The organism is Sphingomonas sp. Sphisp66 (genome assembly GCF_047324325.1).
Classification (GTDB): domain Bacteria; phylum Pseudomonadota; class Alphaproteobacteria; order Sphingomonadales; family Sphingomonadaceae; genus Sphingomonas.
In genome coordinates this window covers 1951578-1975644 of sequence record NZ_CP168508.1, presented here as the reverse complement: position 1 = coordinate 1975644, position 24067 = coordinate 1951578, and the positions used below count along the sequence as shown (strand labels likewise).

The 24067-nt window shown below is 66.1% G+C and carries 23 protein-coding genes and 1 pseudogene; 16 read left to right on the top strand and 8 right to left on the bottom strand.

From position 1 onward, the window contains the following. Nucleotides 1-11: 11 nt before the first annotated feature. Both ACEN8G_RS09665 and rsmD read left to right on the top strand, forming a co-directional pair. Entirely contained in the window at nt 12-1286 is a 1275-nt protein-coding gene (locus ACEN8G_RS09665) for a pseudouridine synthase (protein ID WP_413418149.1), read from the top strand. Continuing rightward, a complete protein-coding gene (rsmD, locus tag ACEN8G_RS09660; protein WP_413418147.1) occupies nt 1283-1834 on the top strand; it encodes a 16S rRNA (guanine(966)-N(2))-methyltransferase RsmD in 552 nt (183 codons plus the stop codon). The genes ACEN8G_RS09665 and rsmD overlap by 4 nt, the downstream gene beginning before the upstream one ends. Here the strand turns inward: rsmD and ACEN8G_RS09655 are convergent. Together ACEN8G_RS09655 and ACEN8G_RS09650 are read right to left on the bottom strand one after the other, a co-directional pair. Further along, nucleotides 1831-2979: an aspartyl protease family protein gene (locus ACEN8G_RS09655; RefSeq protein ID WP_413418145.1), complete on the bottom strand. Its 1149-nt coding sequence runs from the start codon at nt 2977-2979 to the stop codon at nt 1831-1833. The genes rsmD and ACEN8G_RS09655 overlap by 4 nt on opposite strands. Before the next feature lie 72 nt (nt 2980-3051). Next, a complete protein-coding gene (locus ACEN8G_RS09650) occupies nt 3052-4308 on the bottom strand; it encodes an MFS transporter (RefSeq protein ID WP_413740775.1) in 1257 nt (418 codons plus the stop codon). Nucleotides 4309-4431: 123 nt separating this feature from the next. Here ACEN8G_RS09650 and ACEN8G_RS09645 point away from each other — a divergent pair, with 123 nt between their 5' ends. Then, nucleotides 4432-4617 (top strand): hypothetical protein, encoded by a 186-nt coding sequence (locus tag ACEN8G_RS09645; protein WP_413415394.1) that lies wholly within the window; start codon nt 4432-4434, stop codon nt 4615-4617. Nucleotides 4618-4695: 78 nt separating this feature from the next. Here ACEN8G_RS09645 and ACEN8G_RS09640 read toward each other — a convergent pair whose 3' ends face one another. Further along, complete coding sequence (locus ACEN8G_RS09640; protein ID WP_413415393.1) at nt 4696-6339, bottom strand: inorganic phosphate transporter; 1644 nt, start codon at nt 6337-6339, stop codon at nt 4696-4698. 207 nt (nt 6340-6546) lie between these two features. Here ACEN8G_RS09640 and ACEN8G_RS09635 point away from each other — a divergent pair, with 207 nt between their 5' ends. Beyond that, complete coding sequence (locus tag ACEN8G_RS09635; protein WP_413415392.1) at nt 6547-6819, top strand: hypothetical protein; 273 nt, start codon at nt 6547-6549, stop codon at nt 6817-6819. Nucleotides 6820-6885: 66 nt separating this feature from the next. On the opposite strand, the gene ACEN8G_RS09630 is transcribed toward ACEN8G_RS09635, so the two are convergent. Next, a complete protein-coding gene (locus ACEN8G_RS09630) occupies nt 6886-7383 on the bottom strand; it encodes a hypothetical protein (RefSeq protein ID WP_413415391.1) in 498 nt (165 codons plus the stop codon). A 179-nt stretch (nt 7384-7562) separates the two neighbouring features. On the opposite strand from ACEN8G_RS09630, the gene ACEN8G_RS09625 reads away from it, so the two are divergent. After that, entirely contained in the window at nt 7563-9881 is a 2319-nt protein-coding gene (locus ACEN8G_RS09625; RefSeq protein ID WP_413415390.1) for an ATP-dependent helicase, read from the top strand. Here ACEN8G_RS09625 and ACEN8G_RS09620 read toward each other — a convergent pair. Next, nucleotides 9873-10340, bottom strand: a complete 468-nt coding sequence (locus ACEN8G_RS09620) for a hypothetical protein (protein WP_413415389.1) — start codon at nt 10338-10340, stop codon at nt 9873-9875. The two genes, ACEN8G_RS09625 and ACEN8G_RS09620, sit on opposite strands and share 9 nt — an antisense overlap. Before the next feature lie 565 nt (nt 10341-10905). On the opposite strand from ACEN8G_RS09620, the gene ACEN8G_RS09615 reads away from it, so the two are divergent. The 3 genes and pseudogenes from ACEN8G_RS09615 (at nt 10906) to ACEN8G_RS09605 (ending at nt 12055) form a co-directional block, all read left to right on the top strand. Then, complete coding sequence (locus tag ACEN8G_RS09615) at nt 10906-11151, top strand: type II toxin-antitoxin system Phd/YefM family antitoxin (protein WP_413415388.1); 246 nt, start codon at nt 10906-10908, stop codon at nt 11149-11151. Then, nucleotides 11151-11480: pseudogene (locus tag ACEN8G_RS09610) on the top strand (type II toxin-antitoxin system VapC family toxin); the annotation flags it as partial. The gene ACEN8G_RS09615 and the pseudogene ACEN8G_RS09610, both read left to right, overlap by 1 nt. Nucleotides 11481-11614: 134 nt before the next feature. After that, nucleotides 11615-12055 carry a hypothetical protein gene (locus ACEN8G_RS09605; RefSeq protein ID WP_413415397.1) on the top strand — a complete coding sequence of 147 codons (441 nt, stop codon included), beginning with the start codon at nt 11615-11617 and terminating at the stop codon, nt 12053-12055. Nucleotides 12056-12099: 44 nt separating this feature from the next. Here the strand turns inward: ACEN8G_RS09605 and ACEN8G_RS09600 are convergent, their stop codons facing one another. After that, nucleotides 12100-12447 (bottom strand): WYL domain-containing protein, encoded by a 348-nt coding sequence (locus tag ACEN8G_RS09600; protein ID WP_413415387.1) that lies wholly within the window; start codon nt 12445-12447, stop codon nt 12100-12102. 197 nt (nt 12448-12644) lie between these two features. On the opposite strand from ACEN8G_RS09600, the gene ACEN8G_RS09595 reads away from it, so the two are divergent. Continuing rightward, the gene (locus ACEN8G_RS09595) at nt 12645-14120 is read left to right on the top strand and encodes a serine hydrolase (RefSeq protein WP_413415386.1); all 1476 of its coding nucleotides are present in this window, start codon (nt 12645-12647) and stop codon (nt 14118-14120) included. Here ACEN8G_RS09595 and ACEN8G_RS09590 read toward each other — a convergent pair. Beyond that, nucleotides 14117-16309 carry a putative bifunctional diguanylate cyclase/phosphodiesterase gene (locus ACEN8G_RS09590; RefSeq protein ID WP_307119174.1) on the bottom strand — a complete coding sequence of 731 codons (2193 nt, stop codon included), beginning with the start codon at nt 16307-16309 and terminating at the stop codon, nt 14117-14119. The two genes, ACEN8G_RS09595 and ACEN8G_RS09590, sit on opposite strands and share 4 nt — an antisense overlap. 186 nt (nt 16310-16495) lie before the next feature. Here ACEN8G_RS09590 and ACEN8G_RS09585 point away from each other — a divergent pair, with 186 nt between their 5' ends. Continuing rightward, on the top strand, nt 16496-17227 hold the full coding sequence (locus tag ACEN8G_RS09585; RefSeq protein ID WP_413415385.1) for a hypothetical protein: 732 nt from the start codon (nt 16496-16498) through the stop codon (nt 17225-17227). On the opposite strand, the gene ACEN8G_RS09580 is transcribed toward ACEN8G_RS09585, so the two are convergent. Then, nucleotides 17224-17895 (bottom strand): hypothetical protein, encoded by a 672-nt coding sequence (locus ACEN8G_RS09580; RefSeq protein WP_413415384.1) that lies wholly within the window; start codon nt 17893-17895, stop codon nt 17224-17226. The two genes, ACEN8G_RS09585 and ACEN8G_RS09580, sit on opposite strands and share 4 nt — an antisense overlap. A 98-nt stretch (nt 17896-17993) precedes the next feature. On the opposite strand from ACEN8G_RS09580, the gene ACEN8G_RS09575 reads away from it, so the two are divergent. From ACEN8G_RS09575 to cysK, 6 genes are all read left to right on the top strand, one after another. Further along, the gene (locus tag ACEN8G_RS09575) at nt 17994-18443 is read left to right on the top strand and encodes a hypothetical protein (RefSeq protein WP_413415383.1); all 450 of its coding nucleotides are present in this window, start codon (nt 17994-17996) and stop codon (nt 18441-18443) included. A gap of 452 nt (nt 18444-18895) precedes the next feature. Then, nucleotides 18896-19423, top strand: a complete 528-nt coding sequence (locus ACEN8G_RS09570) for a glycine zipper 2TM domain-containing protein (protein WP_307119178.1) — start codon at nt 18896-18898, stop codon at nt 19421-19423. 131 nt (nt 19424-19554) lie between these two features. Continuing rightward, entirely contained in the window at nt 19555-20103 is a 549-nt protein-coding gene (locus tag ACEN8G_RS09565; protein ID WP_413415382.1) for a hemerythrin domain-containing protein, read from the top strand. 185 nt (nt 20104-20288) lie between these two features. Then, nucleotides 20289-21680, top strand: a complete 1392-nt coding sequence (locus ACEN8G_RS09560) for an MFS transporter (RefSeq protein WP_413415380.1) — start codon at nt 20289-20291, stop codon at nt 21678-21680. A 79-nt stretch (nt 21681-21759) separates the two neighbouring features. Then, the gene (locus ACEN8G_RS09555) at nt 21760-23091 is read left to right on the top strand and encodes an MFS transporter (protein ID WP_307119181.1); all 1332 of its coding nucleotides are present in this window, start codon (nt 21760-21762) and stop codon (nt 23089-23091) included. Beyond that, entirely contained in the window at nt 23088-24008 is a 921-nt protein-coding gene (cysK, locus tag ACEN8G_RS09550; protein ID WP_413415379.1) for a cysteine synthase A, read from the top strand. The genes ACEN8G_RS09555 and cysK overlap by 4 nt, the downstream gene beginning before the upstream one ends. The last annotated feature ends 59 nt before the right edge of the window (nt 24009-24067 follow it).

The following is a 24067-nucleotide window of genomic DNA, read 5'->3' as shown; positions in this document are numbered from 1 at the left end:
ACATCGAGCGCATGATCACCGACGGGCGAATCGCCCTGGACGGCAAGGTGCTAGATACGCCCGCCACGCTGCTCACCTCGCTGCGCGGGGTGACGGTAGACGGCAAGCCGGTCGCCGAGCCCGCCCCTGCCCGCCTGTTCCGCTATCACAAGCCCGCCGGCCTGCTCACCACCGAGCGCGACCCCGCGGGGCGCCCGACCATCTATGACCATCTGCCCGAGGGGCTGCCGCGCGTGATGCCGGTGGGCCGGCTCGATCTCAGCACCGAAGGGCTGTTGCTCCTCACCACCGATGGCGAGTTCAAGCGCGAGCTCGAGCTGCCTGCCACCGGCGTCGAGCGCAGTTACCGCGCCCGCGCCTATGGCAACGTCACCCAGGCCCAGCTCGAGTCGCTGATGCTCGGCGTCGAGATCGAAGGCATCCGCTACGGATCGATCAACGCCAATATCGAGCGGCGCACCGGTGCCAACGTGTGGATCGAGATGACCCTGACCGAGGGCAAGAACCGCGAAGTCCGCCGCGTGCTCGAATATCTCGGGCTCGAGGTGAACCGCCTGATCCGCACCCGCTACGGTCCCTTCTATCTGGGCGACATGCCTCCGGGCGACGTCGACGAGATCCGCAAGGCCGATTTGATCACCTTCCGCACCGTCCTGTCCAAGTCGGGCGGCGGCAAGGCGGCGTCGAACCTGCAGTTCGCGGTGCGCTCGCGCGTCGTCGAGCCCGCGCCCCGGCCACAGCCGGTGTCGGGTGGCAAGGAGCCCGAAGGGCGCCGCAAGATCGCCAGGCCCGAGCCTGCGCCGAAAAAGCCGGTGTTCACCGCGCGTGTGACGCCCAAGGCACGCGACGAGGAAGAGCGTCCCCGCGCACCCGGCAAGACAGGCTTCCCGCCGCGTGGTGAGCGTCCTGCCAGGGGCGAGCGCAGCGAGGAACGGCCCCGCGGTCCGGGCAAGCCCGGCTTTGCCTCGCGCGGCGAGCGCCCGGCAAGGGGTGAGCGCGGCGAAGAACGCCCCCGCGGTCCCGGTAAGCCCGGATTCCCGCCTCGAGGCGAGCGCACCGATGAGCGCCCGCGTACGCCTGGCAAATTCGCGCCCCGTACGCCACGCGAAGAAGCTCCCGCCAACCCTGCCCGCGCGGCCCGTGCCCGGGCGCACCGCGATGCGCGCGAGCCGCAACCGGGCGACTTCGTCGATCGGCCCAAGGGTCCGCGTCGCCCGGATCGCGGCCCCGCCAGCGGTCGCGGCAAGCCGGGCAAGCCCGCTCGCCCGCCGAGGACGCGCAAATGAGGATCATCGCAGGAGACTGGCGCGGCCGCCCGCTCGTCGCGCCCAAGGGCGACACCACCCGCCCCACCGCCGATCGCACGCGTGAGGCGCTGTTCTCGATGCTCGCCAGCCGGATCGGTAGCTTCGAGGAGCTGGCGGTAGCCGACCTGTTCGCAGGCTCGGGCGCGCTGGGCCTGGAGGCGCTGTCACGCGGTGCCGCCTCCTGCCTGTTCGTCGAGCAGGACAAGGCAGCACTCGATGCCCTGCGCGCCAACATCGCCAAGCTGGGTGCCAAGGGCGCGGAGGTCCGTCCCGGCTCGGTGCTGTCGCTCGGTCCCGCCCGCGCGCCGATGGACCTGATCCTGATGGACCCGCCCTATGGCACGGGCGCCGGCAGCGTCGCGCTCGACAAGCTCGGGCGGCTCGGCTGGGCCGGCCCCGCCACCTGGATCAGCATCGAAACGGCGAAGGACGAGACGCCCGATATCGCCGGGTTCGAGATCGACGCCACCCGCGTCCATGGCAAGGCGCGGCTTACCTTGCTGCGCGCCGTGCCCGTGGGAGCCTAGAACCAGGGCGCCAGCGTGTAGCTGACGTCCTGCTGGGCTCCGCCACGCTCCACCTTGAGCGTCACCGTCTTGCCCGGCGGGCCGCCGATCGCGCGGATCATCGCCTGGAAGTCGCCGCCGACCAGCACGTCGCCGGTACGGACGCCCGCCTTTGCCGCGGGGCTGCCGATGCCGACATCGCCGACCACCGACTTGCCCTTCACCTGGTCGATCCACAGGCCCGACAGTGGATAGGTCTGGCGCGGCGCCTGCATGCCGTTGCGCGCCGCGTACAGGGCGCCCGCCGAGACATCGGTGGACAGGTGGAGTTGGGAGAGCACGTTCAGGCCGATAAGGCCATCCTGACCCCCGCCCGAGAGCGTACCCGGGGCACTCACCTTCACCAGCAGGTCGTTGAAGACCAGCGGCCCGATCTTCAGCTCCCTGGTACGATAGAAGCGCGCCGCGACACCGTCGCCATCGCCCACGCCGAAGGCGCGGACCGGGGCATAGGGCTTGTCGCTCTCCCACAATCCGCTGTTCCGCGCCGCGCGGCCGTTGAGCCCCAGGCCCGGCGCACCGGTATCGGCGATACACTGCACGGCATAGCCGTCGATCGTCGCGTCGAGTTCGATGCGGTCGGCGCTGTTCCCCTTGTCGAAGCGGCCAGGCAGGCGGGTCAGCCCGTCGAAATCGGGCCGGCCACCGGTATAGGCGCGCCACTCGCCCTTCACGAAGTCGAAGTCGCTGTCATAGGTGGTGAACAGCCCCGCACCAAAGGCGCCGACCGCCTCGCCAAGCTTCCGCCCGATGCCGGCGAAGAGCATGTTGGTGAAGCGCGTGCCGCTGGCGAGGCGGACCTCGCGCGCGCTGTACCAGCTGTAATCGGCGACCTTGCCGCCGACGCCGACGATCTTGCGGCCCTGCACCGGGTCGAGCCCCATTTCCTTGGCGGCGCCGTCATAGATGAAACTGAGCGCGCCGCCGGTGTCGACGATGAAGAAATGCGGCCCCTTGCCGTTCACCATCGCCGCGATCCAGACCCGCCCGTCCTCCACCACGATGTGATTGACCACCGGCCCGTCGGCCGCGAGCGCGCGCAGGGGCACCAGTCCCGCCGCCGCCAGCGCCGCACCGCCGCCGATAACACTCCGCCTGTCGATCATCATGAAAATCCCTTTGTGTCGGAAGGGAAACTATTCAGCCTAAATGACCGAATAAAGACGACTTATCTGGTTCTATCGGTTTCGGACCAATATCAGCCCGAGCAGGCTGAGCATGCCGGCGCCGGCCAGATAATAGCCGACCCAGCTGAGCCCGCCCTGCTTGACCAGCGTCTCGGCGATCAGCGGCGTGAGGCCGCCGCCCAGGATGCCGCCCAGGTTGAAGGTGACCGAGACACCGGTATAGCGCACCCGCGCCGGGAACAGGCTGGGCAGCCAACCGCCGAGCGGACCGTAGACGAAGCCCATCACGAACAGCCCGAAGGCAAGCCAGGCGGCGACGCTCAGCAGCGATCCCGGCACCAGCAGCGTCGCCATGGTCATGCCCACCGGAATGGTGAACAGGCAGCCGAGCATCAGCACGCTGTTGGCGGTACGCTTGTCGGCACTGATCCCGGCGGTGACTATACCGGCGGCCATGAACAGGATCGCCAGCAGCTCGATCCCCAGGAACGTCTCGCGGTCATAGCCGAGCGTCTTGGTGCCATAGCCGATGATGAACACGGTCGAGATGTAGAACAGCGCGAAGCAGGCGATCGTGCCGACGGTGCCGGCGAATGTAGCGAGCGCGCTGGTGCGGAACAGCTCGCCGATCGGCACGGCGGGCGGCGCTTCCTGCTCGCTGGCGGCGACGAATTCGGGGGTCTCGGTGATCTTCAGGCGCACCCACAGGCCGAGGAACACGAGCACCGCGCTCGCCAGGAACGGCAGGCGCCAGCCCCATTCGCGGAAGGTGCCCTCGTCCATCACCGCGCCCAGCACCAGGAAGAAGCCATTGGCGAAGATGAAGCCTACCGGCGCGCCCATTGGCGGGAAGCTGCCATAGCGGTTGGCCCAGCCCGGCGGAGCGTTCTCCACCGCGAGCAGGCTCGCCCCGCCCCATTCGCCGCCCAGCCCCAGCCCCTGGCCGAAGCGCAGCAGGCAAAGCAGCAGCGGCGCCGTCCAGCCGAGCAGCGCATAGCCGGGCAGGAATCCGATCAGCACGGTCGAGATGCCCATCAGCATCAGCGAGGCGACCAGGGTCGACTTGCGCCCGAGCTTGTCGCCGAAATGGCCGAACAGCACGCCGCCCAGCGGCCGCGCGAAGAAGGCGACGGAGAAGCTGGCATAGCTGGCGAGCTGGCGGATCCAGGGTTCGCTCGCCGGGAAGAACAGGTCGGGGAAGACGAGCGCCGCGGCCGTGGCGTAGATGTAGAAATCATAGAACTCGACCGACGTGCCCACCAGGCTGGCGAACAGGATACGGCGGTGCGATGCGGCGGCTTTGGTCATGCCCACTCCCTTGATCGCCTCCTCCTTGGCTCCAACCGGCGCAAAGGGGAAGCCTGTTCATCGGCGGGACAGTTTCGCACGCGTACCGGAAGCACCACAGCGACCGGGATAGGGAGACGGGCGATGCGCGAATCGGCAGGCAGGCGGCTGGCTTTCGCCATGCTGTTCGCGGTTATGGCCGGTCTGCTGGTCGCCTTCTGGAACCCGATCGACGGCATCAAGGCCGATCTGCGCGCCGACAGCCAGGGCTTCAAGTTCAGCATCGAGCTGGCGACGCACCTGTTCGAGGTGGGGCTGAAGAAGCTCTAGGCTTCGTCGATCGATCGCCTCGCCATTATCCGTCATCCTCGCCCCAAACCGTCATCCCGGCTTTCGCCGGGATGACGTTTATAAACCGAACGCCCGAACCGCGTTGAGCATCAGCCAGTAGAGGCACCCCGACAGCGCCATCGCCGCCGGCAGGGTGAGCAGCCAGGCCAGCGCCAGGTTGCGCAGCGTGCGCGGCTGGAGGCCATGTCCGCTCGCCACCGAGGCGCCGGCGACGCCCGAGGAGAGGATGTGCGTGGTCGAGACCGGCATGCCGAAGCGGTCCAGGCCGAAGATGGTGCTCGCCGCGACCAGCTCGGCCGAGGCGCCCATCGCATAGGTCATGTGCTGCTTGCCGATCTTCTCGCCCACCGTCACCACGATCCGCTTCCACCCGATCATCGTGCCCAGGCCGAGCGCCAGCGCCACCACCACTTTCACCCAGAGCGGGATGAAGCGCGTGCCGGCCTCGAGGCTCTTCTGGTAGTCGGCCACTGCCTTGAGCTCCTCGGGCTTGTAGCCGTCGGGCTTCTTGGTGACGAGCTTGGTGGTGTCGAGCACCAGGTACATGTCGTTGCGGACATTGCCCGTGGCCTCGGCCGGCACCTTGCTCAGCGCGCCAAAGCCCTGGACGCGGGTGGTGAGGTCGCTCGACAGGCTCTCGAGCGCCGCGAACACCTCGGGCGTATCGGCCTTGCGCTGCTGGAGCGCGGTGGTCAGCACGGTGCGGGCCTGGGCCGGCGCCATTTCGGGCAGGTTGCCGCTGCGCGCGTCGAACACCGCCTCGGCGACATGCGCGGTCTGCACATAGGCCGGGGTGGCGCTGACCGACTGGGTGCGGTTGAGCGCATAGGCCGTCGGCGCGCAGCCGATCAGGATCAGCATGATCAGCCCCATGCCCTTCTGGCCGTCGTTCGAGCCATGGCTGAACGAGACCGCGGTGCAGGTGAAGATCAGCGCGCTGCGGATGCCGATCGGCGGCGCGGTGTTGGGCATCGGCGAGGTGTAGAGCTTCTGGTTCTTCAGGAAGAGCCGCATCACGAACAGCAGCGCCATCGCCGCGAAGAAACCGATCAGCGGCGCCATCCACAGGCCGGTCAGCACCTTCTGTGCCTGGCTCCAGTCGACGCCGGCGGTGCCGCCGCGCGAGCCCGCATTGATCAGCTGGTTGGCGAAGCCGACGCCGAGCACCGAGCCGATCAGCGTGTGCGACGAGCTGTTGGGCAGGCCGACATACCAGGTGCCGAGGTTCCACAGCACCGCGGCGAGCAGCAGCGCGAAGATCATCGCGAAGCCGCCCGAGGAGCCGACGTTGAGGATCAGCTCGACCGGCAGCAGGGTGATGATCGAATAGGCGACCGCGCCGCTCGAGAACATCACGCCCAGGAAGTTCCAGAAGCCCGACCAGACCACCGCGAAATGGGCGGGCATCGAATTGGTGTAGATCACCGTGGCGACGGCGTTGGCGGTGTCGTGGAAGCCGTTCACGAACTCGAAGCCGAGCGCGATAAGCAGCGCCAGGCCGAGGAACAGGAACACGCCGGTGGCGAGTTCCTCCCCCACGCCGCGCGTGTCGGTCAGCACGCTCCATCCGGCGAAGACCAGCCCGCCGACCATGATCGCCGCGAAGAGCAGCTTGGCCAGGGGATGGGTCTTGTAGTCGAATCGGGGGCCGGGCTGCGGTTGGTCAACCGGTGCGGCTTGGTCCAGAGCGAGTGATGCCATGATGTGCGCGCCTCTGGCCGGAGGGTGTGACAGCGTTATGACAAACGCATGACACGGTGATGGATCGGTGCATCGGCAACATCCGGAAACGCGATTGCGGGTCGGTGCCGGACCGGCGGATTAGCACCGAAAGCGCCCCAACTTGCTTTGCCAAACCCCTGGTCGCGTTGGACAACCGGAGCGCCTGTTGCTGGCAAGGAGACAAGAATGAAGGAACTTTCATTGCTCGCCGCCTGTGCAACGCTGGCCCTTGCGGGTTCGGCGATGCTTCCGTCCAAGGCCATGGCGCAGACCATCCCGGAATGCCTGCCGGAACTCAGCCCCGACGCGCCGCCGCCGAATCCCGAGGACAATTGCGACGAGGTCGGCAATCCCGAGGAAGGCGGCACCGACAATCCACCGCCCCCGCCGCCGCCTCCGGGCTGGCCCGGCCGCTTCGCCCACGCCGACACGCTCTATGCGCGTGAGCTTTCGGTCTAGGCCTGTCGTTGACGGACGGTTGGGCGTGATCGTGCCAACCGTCCGATAGCGCCGCGGCCGAGGCCGTCAGAAGCGCAGCTGCATATAGGCCTTGGGGCCCGGCTTGATCCCGCGATTGCCGCCCGGCGCGCTCATGAAGCCGCGTCCGCGCAGCCGCCGCAGCCAGGCGAAGCCCATCTCAACGTGGTCCGACGCCTCGAAGCTCAGCCGCGCCCCGGCATAGTGGCGCGCATCGCGCACCATGCCGCGCTCCGCATCGAAGCGCGGCGCCTGGGCCACTGCGCTCACGCCCAGCCAGGTATGGCCAAGCACCCGCTTCTGCACCGAGAAGCCATAGGTCGCGCGGGTCTCGTCGGCGCGCCAGCCGTCGCTGCTGCCGCGCACCGTGCTGCTGGTCCGCAACCAGAGCCCCGCCACGCGTTCCTCGGTCTTCACCCGGATTTCCGGCCGCATCACCAGATAGGCGGTCTGCGCCGCCGCGATCGCCTGCGCACAGGCCGGCGCGCTCGCGAAAATCGCCGCCGCTCCGACAATTGCCCCCAGACCCGTCCCCGATATTCTCATTATCCCAGCCCCCCAGCTGCGGGATTTGGCCGTCAAACCATGGTTGACGGCAATTCAGTAGTATTGCGGGTTTGTTTCAGGCGCCAGCGCGATATTGCGATCATGTTTCCGCCTGCCCCGGCCCTCCTCCTATGCGCGCGGAGCTTGCGGCAGTCTCGCGCGTTCCCTAGTTGTTCGCCATGACCCTGCCCGTAGAGACCGACGCCAACGCCCCCTATCTGAGCGGCCTGAACCCGCCCCAGCGCGAGGCGGTGCTCACCGCGGAGGGGCCGGTGCTCGTTCTGGCCGGCGCCGGCACGGGCAAGACCGCCGCGCTCACCGCCCGCCTCGCCCATCTGCTCTGGACCCGCCGCGCCTTCCCGTCCGAGATCCTCGCCGTCACCTTCACCAACAAGGCGGCACGCGAGATGAAGGAGCGCGTCGGCCGTCTCGTCGGCGCTGCGGTCGAGGGCATGCCCTGGCTCGGTACTTTCCACGCGATCGGCGCCAAGATGCTGCGTCGCCATGCCGAGCTGGTCGGGCTGCAATCCAACTTCACCATCCTCGATACCGACGACCAGCTCCGCCTGATCAAGCAGCTGATCCTCGCCGCCGATCTCGACGAGAAGCGCTGGCCCGCCCGCCAGCTCGCCGGGCTGATCGACGAATGGAAGAACAAGGGCCTCACGCCCTCTGAAATTGGAGCAGGCGAGTCCGAGCGCTACGCGAACGGCCGCGGTGCCGCGCTCTACCATCTCTACCAGGAGCGGCTGAAGGCGCTCAACGCCTGCGACTTCGGCGACCTGCTCCTCCACATGCTGGTGATCCTCAAGGCCCACCGCGACGTGCTGGAGAGCTATCAGCAGCGCTTCCGCTACATCCTGGTCGACGAATATCAGGACACCAACGCCGTCCAGTATCTCTGGCTGCGGCTGCTTGCCCAGGAGCGCAAGAACATCTGCTGCGTCGGCGACGACGACCAGTCGATCTATTCGTGGCGCGGCGCGCTGGTCGAGAACATCCTGAAGTTCGAGAAGGACTTCCCCGGCGCCAAGGTGATCAAGCTCGAGCAGAATTACCGCTCGACCCCGCACATCCTCGCCGCAGCCTCCGGCGTGATCGCCAACAATAGCGGCCGCCTCGGCAAGACGCTGTGGACCGACAAGGACGAGGGCGAGAAGGTCAAGGTGCTCGGCGTATGGGACGGGCCCGAGGAAGCCCGCCGCGTCGGCGAGGAAATGGAAGGCCTGCAGCGCGGCGGCAAGTCGCTCGACGACATGGCGATCCTCGTCCGCGCCCAGCACCAGACCCGCGAGTTCGAAGACCGGTTCATCGCGATCGGCCTGCCCTATCGCATCATCGGCGGCTTCCGCTTCTACGAGCGCCAGGAAATCCGCGACGCGCTCGCCTATCTCCGCGTCGTCGCCCAGCCGGCGGACGACCTCGCCTTCGAGCGCATCGTCAACGTTCCCAAGCGCGGCCTGGGCGACAAGGCGCTGGCGAAGGTCCACCAACATGCCCGCTCGGCAGGCGTCCCACTCACCACCGCCGCCGCGCGCATCCTCGATACCGACGAACTGACGCCCCAGGCTCGCCGCGCGCTGGGCAACCTGGTCGGCGACATGGCGCGCTGGCGGAGCATGGGCAACGACCTCCAGCACCCGGACCTCGCCCGCATCATCCTCGACGAGAGCGGCTACACCGCGATGTGGCAGGCCGATCGCACCGCCGAGGCCGCGGGCCGGCTCGAGAACCTCAACGAGCTCGTCCGCGCGATGGAGGAATATGAGACGCTCGGCGCCTTCCTCGAGCATGTCAGCCTCGTCATGGACAACGAGACCAATGCCGACGAGCCCAAGGTCACGATCATGACGATCCACGCCGCCAAGGGGCTGGAATTCGACACCGTGTTCCTGGTCGGCTGGGAGGAAGGCATCTTCCCCTCGCAGCGCGCGCTCGACGAGGGTGGCAACGCCTCGCTGGAGGAGGAACGCCGCCTGGCGTACGTCGCGATCACCCGCGCCCGGCGAAAGGCTTTCATCCTTCACGCCGCCAATCGCCGCATCTACGGCCAGTGGAACTCAAGCATCCCGAGCCGCTTCGTCGCCGAGCTGCCCGAGGCGCATATCGAGAGCGAAAGCACGATGACCGGCGGCGCGTCGCTATGGCAGGCGAACTGGAGCGAACGCAGCGACCCCTTCGCGGATGTGTCTCGCGGAACGGGGAGAGGCCCGGGCTGGCAACGCGCCGCAGGCGTGGACATGAAGAACCCCGGCGGCGGTTTCACCGCCCGCACCTTCTCGCGCGAACCCGCCCGCGTGGTGGAAAGCCGCGCGTCGGCCGTGAGCTTCGGCGCCAAGGCCCGCGACGACCTGTCGCTGGGCCAGCGCGTGTTCCACCAGAAGTTCGGCTACGGCGTGATCGCCGAGATCGAAGGCAACAAGCTGGAGATCGACTTCGAACAGGCCGGGCGGAAGCGGGTTATGGATAGTTTTGTGAGTGCGAACTTATCAAAATAGTTTATCATACAAATAGTTTGTTGCCATGCCCAAGATCACCGTAAGAAAAACTCCAATAATTAAGAAGCGAATGGCATTCATTTTGATTTTATAGAATTTTACAGCATCTCCCCAGTAAAATGTGTAAATAGGGTACCATCTTGCGATAGGCTTTCTTATTACCGTAGCGAAAACCAGAGCGGCAATGGGCAATAGAAGTGCGACCATCGGAGCATTAATATTGCCAATTTGCCCAGCCTGTATTAGATTAACCTTATGAATATAATCTTCAAGTGATTTAGAATTATTGTGAGCATCAATTATCAGCTTTGTATTAGAACTCTCTAATCGATTAGAAGCATAGATAATTATTGCAGGCATGGCCAAAAGTGCAAATATTGGAACTAAATTTGCAATATCCTTGCTAAGAATGCGTGAAGCTATTGCATGAGATCTAATTTTATTTAGCCTCTCTTCCAAGAGAGAATTTGTTACGAATGTCCAGTCAATGTTTTCGGATTGAACTAGGTACCATATAGGTGGCTCAGGCCTGTTTCTATCATCTGATATGTCGTTAAAACTGACGATAATCTTCTCCTGATCATTGATGTGACTTGTTGATGTTATGGTGACTCTAACAATTCTTTTGCTACCATCGTTCTCGCTTTGTAAGATTTCAGATAATTCATCTGGCTTATCTATGATTCCATTTACATATTTTACCGAATACTGGAATTCTGCGTCCGCGCCGCTTAGTTTTTTATCTGATCATTGAGGGTGTCGTTGATCCTAGTGATTTCGATATCGCTTAATAGGAAGCCGCTATCTATTCTAGATTTTACCTCTGATTTTGCCATTTGCCTCTCCCCTTAGTAAGTAAGCATGCGATTTTCAGATTAGTAATGTGAAGCGTTAGATGAGGCCAATTTGATTCATCCACCTTATCTGCTGCTCATCCCATAATGGCTCAGATTTGCTCTGATGGCCTTTCAACGTTGCTTAACCCTGATATAGTCACCAACCTAGTCAGGAGCCCACCGCTGCCATGGAACGCATCAACCTAGCCGACGCCAAGGCGCGCCTCAGCGAGATCGTTGATCGGGTCGAGGCGGGCGAGAGCATCGAGATCGTCCGGCGCGGCAAGCCCGCTGCGCGGCTGGTGCCGGCCTCAAAGCAGCGCGAGCTGAAGCCCATTGATTTCGAGGCGCTGCGCAAGCTGCGCGAGTCCCTGCCCTATCAGGAAGAATCTGCTGCCGACTTGATCCGGCGCATGCGCGACTCCGGCTATTGATGCTCTATCTCGATGCCTCGCTGGTCGTCGCCCTGCTGACGCAGGAGGTGCACAGCGATAGCGCGGTCGCATGGTTCAAGCGCCAGTCGATAGGATCGCTCTTCATCAGCGGGTGGACGGTCACGGAGGTATCGAGCGCGCTCGCGCTAAAGGTGCGGACCGAGGCCCTGTCGCTTGAGGGGCGCGCCGCGGCGCTCACCGCCTGGAACAACCTTCGCGACGACAGCCTGCTCACACTTGCCATTGCCGACGAGCATTTCGAGCAGGCCGCACAGATCGCAGATCGCCATGACCTCGGCATGCGCAGCGGCGATGCGCTGCACCTCGCCGTTGCACGCGATGCAGGGTGTCGCCTGGCCACGCTCGACAAGCGCATGGCCGATGCCGCACTCCAGCTTGGCGTGCGGTCGAGCGGCTCTAAACGCCCTTCCAAAATAGGATTTCGTCTGATCTACCCTGGTAGATGGACGACATCCCCACCCCCAATCCGCTCGAAGACGACGGCCCCAGCCGCCTCGACTTCATCCCCGTTCCGCTTGAACGCGTGCAGCACAATGGCTGGACCGAGCGCCGACAGCGGGACTTCATCACCGCGCTCCTGGCGATGGGCTCGGTGCGGCATGCCTGCCGCGCGGTCGGCAAGACCCGGCAGTCCGCGTACAAGCTCCGCGAACGCCCCGGCGCCGAAAGCTTCGCCGCTGCCTGGGATCACGCGCTGGCGATGGGATATTGCGACGCCTTCGATCGCGCGCTGGAACGCGCCAAGATCGGCATCGTCACCCCGCGCTTCTACAAGGGCAAGCAAGTCGGGACGAAGCACCGGTTCGATTGTCGCCTCGCCATGGCGGCGCTCAACGGCTTGCCGCCGGTGCCTCCGCAACTGCGCAAGAATGTTGCGAGATGAAGTGCGTTCGCGGGAACTGTGTCAACCTAAGCGCGCGAAACGCCTCAGGCCGCCGCCTCGACCTTGATCAGCGTCACGCCCTGGTACTTCTCGAGCGAGGCGTCGAACAGCCCGCTCACCACGAAGTCGCGCTCCAGCAGGGTCAGTTCCTTCAGCCCGTCGAGCTTGAACGTTCCCACCTTCTCCTCGCGCGGCAGGAAGCCTTCCTTGGAGACGACCACGGCGTCGAGATACACCTGGTCGTGCCGGGTGTAGAGGATGTGCGGCGCCAGGATCATCCGGGTGCGGTTATAGGTCGCGGACACGCATTTGTGGCGCACCACGGCTTCGAACAGCAGCGGGAGCATGACGGCGGGCGGAGGGGTCGGATCGGCTTCGAGACTCAACTTCATCCCCTCTCCATGGCATCCATGCTGCAACGCAGCAAGTCGCTGTGCGGCTCCAGGTCCCCAGAACGCGGTCCCCGTGCCGTATGTTTCGTAAACTTCCGCGCCGCCGCAAGCCCCAATACCGCTCGTGTATTATATGGGCATTACACCCTTGACGCCCAACGCTACAAATGTAGTCTCGGCGGCGAAGGGATGAACACATGCAGCCACTCCGCCTGAACCGCCGCCAGATCCTCGCCGCGATGCCCGCCACTGCCGGCATCGCCCTGTTACCCGGCCTCGCCCGCGCCGCCGTCGCCCCGGACCCGGTCCAGGCGCTGGTCGATGGTTTCGTGGGGAGCGGCAAGGCGCCCGGCGTGTCGGTAGCCGTGATCCGCGACGGCAGGACCCGCTTCCACAATGCCGGCGTGATCTCGCTCGCGACCAAGGCCCCCGCCACCGAGCACAGCGTCTTCGAGATCGGCTCGATCTCCAAGACCTTCACCAGCCTGATCCTCGCCCATGCGATCCGCGAGGGCCGGGCGTCGCTCGGCGACGATGTCCGCAAGCATCTGCCGCCCGGCTATGACAATCTGGTGCGAGACGGCCGCGCGGTGACGCTGCGCGACATGGTCACCACCACCTCGGCCCTGCCCGACAATGTCCCCGACTGGATGGCTCGCTTCGCCAAGCTGCCGCCCGCCGAGCTGCCCTTCGCCGTGGCGAAGCTGCTCCAGGGCTATGACCAGCCGAGCTTCCTCGCCGATCTCAAGGCCGCGCAGCTGGTCGATATGCCCGGCCATCTGCCCCGGCACAGCAATGTCGCCTCGCAATTGCAGGGCATAGTGGCCGAGCGGCTCTATGGCGCGTCCTATGACGCACTGCTCGCCCGTTTCATCGAGAAGCCGCTCGGCATGCGCGCCGGCGGAGCAGCGGCGCCGCCTGCCCTGCTTGTCACCGGCTATTCGACCGATGGCACGCCGAGGCCCGCGCTCGACATGCCGGTGATCCGCGCCGCCGGCGGCCTGCGCTATTCGACGACCGACCTGGCCCGCTACCTCTCGGCCCAGCTCGCCGCCAGCGATCCCGCCATCGCCCTTACCCACCAACCCTTGTTCGGCACGCCGGACGCCGGCCAGATCGGCTTCCACTGGGTCATCGGCAAGACCGCCGACAGCCAGGTCTATCTGCGCCATTCGGGCGGCACGCTAGGCTGCTCCAGCTATTGCGACTTCTATCCGGCGCAGCGTTACGGCGTGGCCGTGCTCGCCAACAGCTCGGGCGCGCAGAACACTGCCCAGGGCCTGGCCGATGCGATCCATGCGGCGCTGTTCGGACCGCCCAGGGGGCTCGCCGCGCTGGAGGAAGCGCTGGAGCAGAGCAACTATGCCGATGTCCCCGGCACCATCGCCGCGATCAGGGAGCGCTACCCCGAGCTGCACCTGAACGAGGAGCATGTGAACATGTGGGGCTATCGCCTGCTGCGCGCGCCGCGACCCCAGGCCGCCCGCGGTATCTTCGCCTGGAACGTCGCCGCGCATCCCGACAGCTGGAACGCGCATGATAGCCTGGCCGAGGTGCTGGCCGCGACCGGAGACCGGGCCGGCGCGATCGCCGAGTATCGCCGCTCGCTGGAGCTCAACCCCGGCAACGACAATGGGAGGGCGATGCTCGAGAAGCTCGACAAACAGCCTTAGACTTCGATCCCGTTCCACTCGGTAACGGTGTGGAAGGCCGGCATCGACAGCCCGCCCTCGCCGGTCTTGGCGACGAGGTTGTGGCCCTGCTGCTGCAGCCCCGCCTCGGTGATCACCTTGGGCGAGACGCGATGCCGGGTGGTGAGCACGCCATTGGCGTCCTCGACCAGCGGCTGCTCGAACTCGATGCCCTGCTGCTGGTTCATCGAGCGGCGGACGGTGGCGACCACCATCTGCCCCTCGCCAAGGTCGACGACGAACTGGGTGCCCTCGGGCACGTCGACGATCCCGTCGATCAGCGCGCCGGAGGCCGAGACGTTCTTGAGCACCGCGGGGTAGTAATGATTGTCGTGAATCACCCCCACCTTGCGGAAGGTGGTGTGGCGGATGTGGCGCTGGCGGGCCGGCCCCTGGGGCTGGATCACCCATTTGCCGTCCTTGAAGTTGCTGGCCAGCTCGTCGCTCGCCACTGCCCGGCTGTAGAGGAAGCCCTGGATATGGCTGACGTTGAGCTTCCGCATCGTCTCGAGCTGGTCGAAGCTCTCGATGCCCTCGGCGGTGGTCTCCATGCCCAGCGCATTGGCCAGCGCGACGATCGCTGCGATGATCGCCTGGTTGCGGGCGCCTTCCTCGGTGGTGCCGCGGACGAAGCTCTGGTCGATCTTGATCTTGTCGAACGGCGCGGTCTTCAGATAGCCGAGCGAGGAATAGCCGGTGCCGAAATCGTCGAGCGCCAGCCGCACGCCGAGCCGCTTGAGCGCGGCGAAGCGCGCATCGGTCTCCGAACCGTCCTCGAGGAACACGCTCTCGGTGATCTCGAGCTCGAGCCGCTCGGGGGCGAGCCCCGAATTGGCCAGCGCGCTCATCACGATGGCGGGCAGCGCCTCGCTGGCGAACTGGAGCGGCGAGACATTGACTGCGACGCGCAGCTCGCCCGGCCATTTCGCCGCATCGACACAGGCCTGGCGCAGCGTCCACTCACCGAGCTGCGGGATCAGGTTCGCGTCCTCGGCGATCGGGATGAAGATCGCCGGCGAGATCCGTCCGCGCCTCGGGTGGTTCCAGCGCAGCAGCGCCTCGAAGCCGGTGACTTCCTCGCTGCGGGCGCCGACGATCGGCTGATAGTGCACCGCCAGCTCGCCATTGGAGAGTGCGTCGATCAGGTCCTGCTCAAGCAGCCGGCGATCCTCGGCGGCCTGGAGCAGGTCGGAGGAGAAGAAGCGCGCCCGGCCCCGGCCCGATCCCTTGGCGGCGTAGAGCGCCAGGTCGGCGTTGCGGACCAGCTCGTCGCTGGTGCCGGCGTCGAACGGGCTCACCGCGATGCCGATCGAGGCGCCGATCAGGCAGCGGCTGCCGTTGATCATATAGGGGTGCGAGAGCGACTCGATGATCCGGTTGGCCAGGTCGAAGATGCCCACCCGGTTGTGCGCATCGGGCAGGATCACCTGGAACTCGTCGCCGCCCATCCGGGCGATCTGCTCGGGATTGCCGACGATGGTCGAGAGCCGCTCGGCGACCTGCTTGAGCAGCGCGTCGCCCACCGGATGGCCCAAGCTGTCGTTGATCGCCTTGAACCGGTCGAGGTCGATCAGCATCAGCGCGCAGGGGCGCTGCTGGTTGCGGAACGCCGCGATCGTGCTGTCGAGCAGGTTGCTCATCCGGCGCCGGTTGGGCAGGCCGGTGAGCGGATCGTACATGGCGAGCCGATTGCTCTCATGCGCCGCCCGCTGCTCCCGCGTCACATCGACGCCGTGACCGAGATAGCCGCTGAAACTGCCCCGCGAATCGCGGGTGGGCTGGCCGGAAAGCGCCCACCAGCGCTCCTCGCCGACGATGTCGACCAGCAGCGGGATCGCGTCGAACCGGGCCTGGCGCGCCATCTGGAACGGCATGGTCCGCCGGCGCTCGGCATCGGCCTCCTCATTTGCGTTCTTGAACAGCGAGATCAGGTCGCGGCCGATCAGCGTGTCGCCCGTCACGCCCAGCGAGCGCGCCGCGCCTTCGCTGACATAGGTGATCCGGCCCTCGGCGTCGGTCGCCCAGAACCAGCCCAGGTCCATCGCCTCATAGTTGCGGAACAGCCGCAGATGTTCGGCAGCCAGCGGATCAGGCCCGCTCCTGCGCATGAAGGGTGCGGCGTTTCCGCCCACGCCGACCGCCTTGGCCGCCCCTCCCAATCTGCCACCCATGCACGTCGCCCGAGATATATTGTTCCTGAAATGGTTCTAACGGCCCGACCCTTTAGGCTTTGTGAAGGTCCGGCATCGGTAAACATGGCGGCAACCCGAAACCTGCCTCGTGTCCGCAACCCGCACATGATAGCAACGTGCCCGAAACGATTGCGAAAGGATCGGAATATGCGCCGCGCACTGCCCATGGCCCTGCTGGCCACCACGGTGTTTGCCGGCCCCGCTTTCGCACAATCGACGCCGTCGGATGTCGCCGATCTGGTGGGCGCACGCGGCGCGGGTGGCGAGACTCAGCTCCAGGCGCGGGGATACAGCTTCGTCACCGTCAACACGGTAGGCAGCACCAAATGGTCGCTGTGGTGGAGCGATCGGCAGCGCCAGTGCATCCAGGTCGCGACCAGCGATGGGCGCTATGCGCAGATTCAGCGCGTGCCCGAGCAGAATTGCCGTCCGGATACGTCCTCGCCCGCCGCCGATACCGGTACCGATCGCGGTGACCGCTTCGGTCCGTCGATCACCCTGGTCTGCTTCGGCGGCGGCAGCACGCCCGCCGCGCAGTACCAGTCCGGTTATGTCTACAACAGCCGCAGCCACCGCTTCGAGCCGCAATATGGCACCACGCTCGGCCGTGACGGCTTCGCCTCGGACCTGCAGATCGAGATCTGGCATGGCCGCGGCCGCATCCGGCCCGAGGGCAAGCTGGTCTCGCCGATCCATTCGGGCGGCGACAATGGCTGGTGGGACATCCAGAACCTGGTCGTCACCGCCGATCGCATCACCGGCGAGTATCGGATGAATGGGCTGAACAAGCCCCGGTTCGAGATCGATCGCCGCTCGGGCATCATCCGCATCCGCGCCGCGACCAGCTTCACCGGCCGCTGCGACGCGGGCGACTGGCGTGGCGGCGGCGGCTTCTAGGCGAGCAGGGCGGCCAGCAGCACGAAGACAAGCGTACATTCGAGCATCGTCACCGTGGCGATGCCGAAACCGCGCAATTTCGAGATGTTGAGCGCCCGGGCGAACCAGAAACTCTGCAGCGTGCCGTACCAGAGGAAGGCGACGAGCAGGATCCACAGCCCGGCGACGCGGAACAGCGGATTGCCCGGCATCTGTGTCGCCAGCGAGCCGATGCCGAGCACCAGCGCGAACACGCCGGCGGGATAGCATTGCGCGTAGAATAGCGGCTTCAGGCTGTCGCGGGTCAGCTTCTCCCGGCGCCGGCGCAGCAAGGCCACCGCCATGATCAGCGGGAAGACGGCGAAGAACAGCAGCCGCACGAGCAACAGGCTGGTATCGTCGCTGATCAGCCCGGCCAGTCCGCGCTTCTCCGCCACCAGCTCGCTCTGCCCGACCAGCGCCAGCTCGATCGTGTGGCTGAGCAGCAGGGTGAGCAGCAGGAACAGCGGCGGGCTCAGCACGTCGGGATATTGCTGCTCGGGCGCATCCTCCAGCTCGCTGTCGGCATACGCCATCATCGTGAAGGGCCGCCGGATCGTCCGCCACAGCGTCACCGGATAGAAGACCAGCCAGGTGATGATCTCGTAGAGCAGGTCGTCGAGCGACTTGAGGAACTGCATAAAGTTCATGGTGCGGTTTCAGCACAGCCGCGCTGGGCTTCCAATCGCCGTTCAGCCGCTGGCAAGCGGCGCGCGGCATGCTAGCCTGGAAACAAAGGGGAAATTCCATGATCCGCTGTCTGACGCTGCTTGCCGTTCCAGCACTTCTCTTCGCCCTGCCCGTGGCGGCGCAAGACCAGGAACCGACCGTCGAGGCGGTGCAGGCGAGCCTGGACAAGTTCGACTATGCCCAGATGCGGGTCGAGATCTTCGTATCGCGGGACGACGGCAAGAAGGCCTGGCTGCTCAACCGCCAGGCGACGGGCAGCCGGACGCTGCGGCGCTGCGTGACCGAATTCACCACGCCCAAGGTGCTTCTGATCGCCAACACCAAGCCGACAGCGACCTATGTCCTCGACTGGAGCGAAGTGACCAAAGTGTCCTCCTCCGATCTCTACGAGATGGACCTGGAGCACCGCGACACAGCGTTGCGGACGAAGTTCCGGTTCAATCTGACCGGCCTCGCGCCGGCCTTCAGCGAAGCGTTCGAATTCCTCCGGAATCAATGCGCCCGCTGAGCCCGCACATCGGGCTTCCAATGTAGGAAATCCTTTCGCATAGACTGATGGATGAAGCCGCCTTCGCCAATATGCTCGCCATCGACCATGGTCGCGGCCCGGTCTGCCGTTTCACACGCGCCAGCACACCTGCATCGACCCTCTCCCGCTTTTGCGGGAGAGGGTGGTCGAGCTTTGGCGAGACCGGGTGAGGGCATGGGTGAGAGGCAAGCGCCGCGTCCCCACATCATGCCCGCGACGGCTCTGGCTGTCGCGTTCAGCGAAGATGTTTCCCACGTCGCGCGCGTGGATGTCGTGAACTTAGTGAACTTCCGCGCGCTGGCTGGTGCGATTCACCGCACTTCATTACGGGTCCGTCGTATCGGCACCGTCCGTTCAGCCCGGCTTCACGCGCATGTCCGGAACGTTTCGATGCCCCTGGCCGTATGGGCCCTCGGGAAGGAGAATTGATCATGAAGCATCTGATAACCCTCGCCGCTGCAGCCGCGGCCAGCCTGGCGGTCGCGTCGCCGGCGATGGCCCAGCGCGCGCCCATCTATGGGCAGGACGAGGAAGCGCGTTTCGATGCCGCGCAGCAGCGGTTCGAGCGCGAGTACGACCAGTTCCAGCAGGCGCTCGACCGCTATCGCGCCTACAAGGCCCGCCCGGTCGCGCCGCCGCCCCCGCCGCGTGGCGGTTATGGCTATGATCCGCGCGACGACGAATTCTATGACGCCTCGCGCGACTATCGCGCCCCGCCGCCGGGCTATCAGGACCGCGTGCTCAGCCAGGACGACCGCATCTATCGCGGCAATGACGGCAAATATTACTGCAAGCGCTCGGACGGCACGACCGGCCTGATCGTCGGCGCGGCCGCGGGCGGCCTGTTCGGCAACGTCATCGCGGGCGGCCGTTCCAAGACCGTCGGCACGCTGCTCGGCGCCATCGCCGGCGGCGCGCTCGGCAGTTCGGTGGACCGCGACCAGGTCCGCTGCCGCTAAGCTGTTCCGAGGCCTCGCCGCCGGTCGCGGCGGGGCCTCCGTAGCTTCCCCTATTGGGGTAGCTCCGGAGCGGCTACTTCCCTCCTTTGCGGGCATAACCGCGCCATAATGGGGGTATGAGGAGTCGCGTAATGCCCGTTGAGCGCGTGCTGAGACAGCACGCCCATATTCTCGCCAATGCCGATGCGCTCGAGACCCTGGTCTCTGGTCCGCGGCCGGCGAATGTCGAGGGGCTGGGATTCCGTCGCTGGATGTTCACCCGCGATCTGCTGATGCATTTCGCCAAGATGGAGGGCCAGGTCTATGGCCCGCTGATGGACGAAGTGGGGGGCGACGTGGCCCAGGCCGCAAGCCGCGCCAGTGCCGAGACCGCCGCGCTGGTCGCCGATTTCCGCGAGCATGTCACCCGCTGGCATGGCCTTCCCAGCGAGGAGCAATGGGACACCTATGCCCGCTCGATCCGCTGGCTGATGACGCGCATCCGCGAGCGGATCGAGGGCGAGGCGGCCGAGATTCTTCCGCTGCTCCCGCAGCTACCGGTCAATGACGATGGCGACTGCCCGCGCAAGCCGGACCATCGCTACGTCGCCGATGCGTGGGAGATACGCGAACTGATCTTCGATGGGCCGAGTTTCGTGAATGCGAACCGGCCCGACCCAGGAGAGGCGGAGGCCGCCTGATCGGGCTCAATGCCAGAAGATCAGGATCAGCAGGATGATCGGGATCGGAATACCAAGCAGCCACAACAGGATGCCCTTACCCATCTTCACTCTCCAAGTTGTTGGTTTCGATAGCGAAAGAACCGTCCAGAGGCGGTGAGGGTTCCCACTGGAAAGACAGGACGGCTTCGGGCAGTGACGCAGGGATGACCGACGGCCTGCCCCAGCCCCGCCGCGCCCTTGCCATCGCCGCGCTCTCGTTCGGGTCGGCGCTGGTGGTGATCGACGGCGCGATCGCCACGGTGGCGCTGCCCACCATTGCCCGCGACCTGCACGTCGACAGTTCGGCCGCGGTCTCGGTGGTCACCGTCTACCAGCTGATGCTGGTCATGCTGCTCCTGCCGCTGGCCGGCCTGGGCGAGCGGATCGGCCTCAAGCGGATGTACCAGACCGGGCAGCTGGTCTTCACCGTGGCGACGGTGCTGTGCTTCTTCGCCAAGAGCCTGCCCTTCCTGCTGATCGTCCGGGCGGCGCAGGCGGTGGGTGCGGCGGCGGCGCTCAGCGTCTCCTCGGCGTTGATCCGCCAGGTCTATCCGGCCAAGCATCTCGGCCGCGGGCTGGGCATCAATTCGGTGGTCGTGTCGAGCTCCGCCGCGCTGGCGCCGACACTCGGCGGTCTGGTGCTGGCGATCGGCCCCTGGCCCTGGGTGTTCGCCTCGGCGGTGCCCTTCGCCATCGCCAGCCTGCTCCTCGGTCGCGCCCTGCCCGACAATGCAGCGCGGGACGAGCCGTTCGACGTGTTCGGCGCGCTGCTCTGCGCCGGCATGTTCGGGCTGGTGATCGGCGGGCTGGAGAGCAGTGTCCATGGCGACAGCCCTGTCGTATCCGGTGCGGTAGTGCTCGCCGGCGCGGTGATCGGCCTGCTGTTCGTCCGGCGCGAGCTGCGCGAGCCCAAGCCGATCCTGCCGGTCGACCTGCTCACCCGGCCAGTACTCGCCCTGTCGGTGGTCGGCGCCTATACCGCCTTCATCGCGACGATGACGCTGCTGCTCTCGCTGCCCTTCCGCCTCCAGCACGGCTATGGCTTCTCGCCGTCCGAGGTGGGCGCGGTGATCGCGCCCTGGCCACTGACCACGATGATCGTGGCGCCGCTCGCCGGTTCACTGTCCGACCGCTATCCCGCTGGCGCCCTGGGCGGGATTGGCATGGTCGTCGCAGTTACGGGGCTGCTCTTCCTCGCATTCCTTCCGGCGGATCCGAGCTGGCTCGACATTGCGTGGCGCATGTCGCTGACCGGTGCCGGCTTCGGCATGTTCCTCTCGCCCAATGCGCGGCTGATCATCGGCTCCGCGCCGATCGACCGCGCGGCGGCCGCAGGCGGGCTGACCTCAACCACCCGGATGGTCGGCCAGACTACCGGCGCCACGCTGGTGGCGGCGCTGCTGGCGCTCGGCATCGGCGGAGGGATTGTGCCACCTCTGGTCTCGGCCGGGCTCGCGACCATCGCCGGCCTGTGCAGCCTTGCCCGCCTCCGTCCCGCAATCCGAAACCCGCGTGCCGCCGAAACCGAGGACGTCCAGCCCGCCAAGCTGCGCTGATGAGATAATACCTTTGTTTGGGCACCGGAGCCGCAATCGCTCGTTGCGGTTGCGTTGCGGAAGCGACTAGAGGCAAACCATGGCCGCCGAAGCAAAGCACCCGTTCGCCGTACCCAATTTCCGCTATTATTTCCTCGCCCGGCTCTCGACGACGCTCGGGCAGATGGCGATGGTGATCGTCATCGGCTGGCAGGTGTACGACATCGCCCGCAGGACGATGACGGTGAAGGAGGCGGCGTTCCAGCTCGGCTTGATCGGCGTTGCCCAGTTCCTGCCGCTGCTGTTCCTGTCGCTCTTCGCCGGCTGGGTGGCGGACCGGCTCGACCGCCGCTGGATCGCCCGCGCCGCGGTGGCGCTCGAGGCCTTCTGCGCGATCAGCCTGGGGGTGCTCACCTACACCAACGCGATCACCCTGCCCTGGCTGTTCGGTATCGCGGCGCTGCTCGGCGTCGCCCGCGCCTTCGCCAGCCCGGCGCTGAGCGCGCTCTCGCCCAATCTGGTGCCCAAGGCGATCCTGCCCACCGCGATCGCGCTGAGCTCGCTGTCCTGGCAGATCGGCACCGTGATCGGTCCGGCGATGGGCGGTTACCTCTACGCGGCGGCGGACTGGCTCTCCTACGCAGTGGCGGGCGGCCTGTTCCTGGTCTCCTTCGTCCTGCTGATGCTGATCGGCGACGTGCCGCGGAGCGCGCGCAAGTTCAGCGGCAGCCCCTGGGCGCAAATGATCGACGGGCTCCATTATGTCCGCCGCAACCGGCTGGTACTCGGCGCGATCTCGCTCGACCTGTTCGCCGTGCTGCTCGGCGGCGCGACGGCGATGCTGCCGGTCTATGCCCGCGACATCCTGCAGGTCGGTTCGGAAGGGCTCGGCCATCTGCGCGCGGCCCCGGCGATCGGTGCGGTGGTGACCGCGGTGTTCTTCTCATGGCGGCCGCTCAAGAGCGATGTCGGCGTGAAGATGCTGCTCGCCGTTGCCCTGTTCGGCGTGGCGACGGTGATCTTCGGCCTGTCCGCGCCGTTGCTGGTGCCGGCGCTCGGGCCGAGCGCAATCGGCCATGACACCGCCCCCGCCGTGCTGGTCGCATTGTTCGCGCTGTTCGTGCTCGGCGCGGCCGACATGGTCTCGGTCTATGTCCGGCAATCGCTGATCCAGCTCTATACGCCGGACGAGATGCGCGGCCGGGTCGGCGCGGTCTCGACGCTGTTCATTTCCGGCTCGAACGAGCTGGGCGAGGCCGAGTCCGGTTTCCTCGCCGCATTGATCGGCCCGGTCGCCGCGGTGGTGGGCGGCGGCATCGGCGCCGTCCTTGTCACACTGGCATGGGCCAAGCTATTTCCAGAGCTGAGGCGGGCTCGCACGTTCGACCCTCCGGCCAATCTCGAGATTCCTCCCAAGGAGATGACGACATGAAGGCCAATACGATCCTCGAGACGATCGGCAACACGCCGCACATCCGCATCCAGAAGCTGTTCCCGGATTCGGAAGTGTGGGTGAAGTCCGAGCGCTCCAATCCCGGTGGCTCGATCAAGGACCGCATCGCGCTGGCGATGATCGAGGCGGCCGAGCGTGACGGCAGCCTGCAGCCGGGCGGCACGATCGTCGAGCCGACCAGCGGCAACACCGGCGTCGGCCTGGCGATGGTCGCGGCGGTGAAGGGCTACAAGCTGATCCTGGTGATGCCCGAGAGCATGAGCCTCGAGCGCCGCCGTCTGATGCTCGCCTATGGCGCGGCCTTCGACCTCACCCCGCGCGAGAAGGGCATGAAGGGTGCGATCGAGCGGGCGATGGAGATCGTCGAGACCACGCCCGGCGCCTGGATGCCGCAGCAGTTCGAGAACCCGGCGAACATCGACGTGCACGTGAAGACCACGGCACAGGAAATCCTCAACGACTTCGCCGATGCGCCGATCGACGTGGTGATCACCGGCGTCGGCACCGGCGGCCACATCACCGGCGTCGCCGAGACGCTGAAGAAGACCTGGCCGAACCTCAAGGTCTATGCGGTAGAGCCCGAGCTCTCGCCCGTGATCTCGGGCGGCCAGCCCGGCCCGCACCCGATCCAGGGCATCGGCGCCGGCTTCGTGCCGCGCAACCTCCACACCGACGCGATCGACGGCGTGATCAAGGTCGATGCCGGCGTTGCTAAGGACATGGCCCGCCGCGCGGCGCGCGAGGAAGGCATGCTCGTCGGCATCTCGTCGGGCGCGACTCTGGCGGCGATCCTGCAGAAGCTTCCCGACCTGCCCCAGGGCAGCCGGGTGCTCGGGTTCAATTATGATACAGGTGAGCGCTATCTGAGCGTTCCGGACTTCCTTCCGGAGAGCTGAGGCCACTGGAATTACCCCCGGATTGACGGTAGCTTCCCCGAGTCGGGGAAACGTGTTTC

Bases quoted from the DNA above. Each gene is read 5' to 3' on its own strand.
- ACEN8G_RS09665 (WP_413418149.1), top strand. From the start codon at position 12: ATGATCACCGACGGGCGAATCGCCCTGGACGGCAAGGTGCTAGATACG.
- ACEN8G_RS09645 (WP_413415394.1), top strand. From the start codon at position 4,432: ATGCGCGAATCGGCAGGCAGGCGGCTGGCTTTCGCCATGCTGTTCGCG.
- ACEN8G_RS09640 (WP_413415393.1), bottom strand. From the start codon at position 6,339: ATGGCATCACTCGCTCTGGACCAAGCCGCACCGGTTGACCAACCGCAG.
- ACEN8G_RS09625 (WP_413415390.1), top strand. From the start codon at position 7,563: ATGACCCTGCCCGTAGAGACCGACGCCAACGCCCCCTATCTGAGCGGC.
- rsmD (WP_413418147.1), top strand. From the start codon at position 1,283: ATGAGGATCATCGCAGGAGACTGGCGCGGCCGCCCGCTCGTCGCGCCC.
- ACEN8G_RS09565 (WP_413415382.1), top strand. From the start codon at position 19,555: ATGCCCGTTGAGCGCGTGCTGAGACAGCACGCCCATATTCTCGCCAAT.
- ACEN8G_RS09560 (WP_413415380.1), top strand. From the start codon at position 20,289: ATGACCGACGGCCTGCCCCAGCCCCGCCGCGCCCTTGCCATCGCCGCG.
- ACEN8G_RS09605 (WP_413415397.1), top strand. From the start codon at position 11,615: ATGGACGACATCCCCACCCCCAATCCGCTCGAAGACGACGGCCCCAGC.
- ACEN8G_RS09635 (WP_413415392.1), top strand. From the start codon at position 6,547: ATGAAGGAACTTTCATTGCTCGCCGCCTGTGCAACGCTGGCCCTTGCG.
- ACEN8G_RS09600 (WP_413415387.1), bottom strand. From the start codon at position 12,447: ATGAAGTTGAGTCTCGAAGCCGATCCGACCCCTCCGCCCGCCGTCATG.
- ACEN8G_RS09615 (WP_413415388.1), top strand. From the start codon at position 10,906: ATGGAACGCATCAACCTAGCCGACGCCAAGGCGCGCCTCAGCGAGATC.
- ACEN8G_RS09590 (WP_307119174.1), bottom strand. From the start codon at position 16,309: ATGGGTGGCAGATTGGGAGGGGCGGCCAAGGCGGTCGGCGTGGGCGGA.
- ACEN8G_RS09570 (WP_307119178.1), top strand. From the start codon at position 18,896: ATGAAGCATCTGATAACCCTCGCCGCTGCAGCCGCGGCCAGCCTGGCG.
- ACEN8G_RS09555 (WP_307119181.1), top strand. From the start codon at position 21,760: ATGGCCGCCGAAGCAAAGCACCCGTTCGCCGTACCCAATTTCCGCTAT.
- ACEN8G_RS09575 (WP_413415383.1), top strand. From the start codon at position 17,994: ATGATCCGCTGTCTGACGCTGCTTGCCGTTCCAGCACTTCTCTTCGCC.
- ACEN8G_RS09630 (WP_413415391.1), bottom strand. From the start codon at position 7,383: ATGAGAATATCGGGGACGGGTCTGGGGGCAATTGTCGGAGCGGCGGCG.
- ACEN8G_RS09580 (WP_413415384.1), bottom strand. From the start codon at position 17,895: ATGAACTTTATGCAGTTCCTCAAGTCGCTCGACGACCTGCTCTACGAG.
- ACEN8G_RS09585 (WP_413415385.1), top strand. From the start codon at position 16,496: ATGGCCCTGCTGGCCACCACGGTGTTTGCCGGCCCCGCTTTCGCACAA.
- ACEN8G_RS09650 (WP_413740775.1), bottom strand. From the start codon at position 4,308: ATGACCAAAGCCGCCGCATCGCACCGCCGTATCCTGTTCGCCAGCCTG.
- ACEN8G_RS09595 (WP_413415386.1), top strand. From the start codon at position 12,645: ATGCAGCCACTCCGCCTGAACCGCCGCCAGATCCTCGCCGCGATGCCC.
- cysK (WP_413415379.1), top strand. From the start codon at position 23,088: ATGAAGGCCAATACGATCCTCGAGACGATCGGCAACACGCCGCACATC.
- ACEN8G_RS09655 (WP_413418145.1), bottom strand. From the start codon at position 2,979: ATGATCGACAGGCGGAGTGTTATCGGCGGCGGTGCGGCGCTGGCGGCG.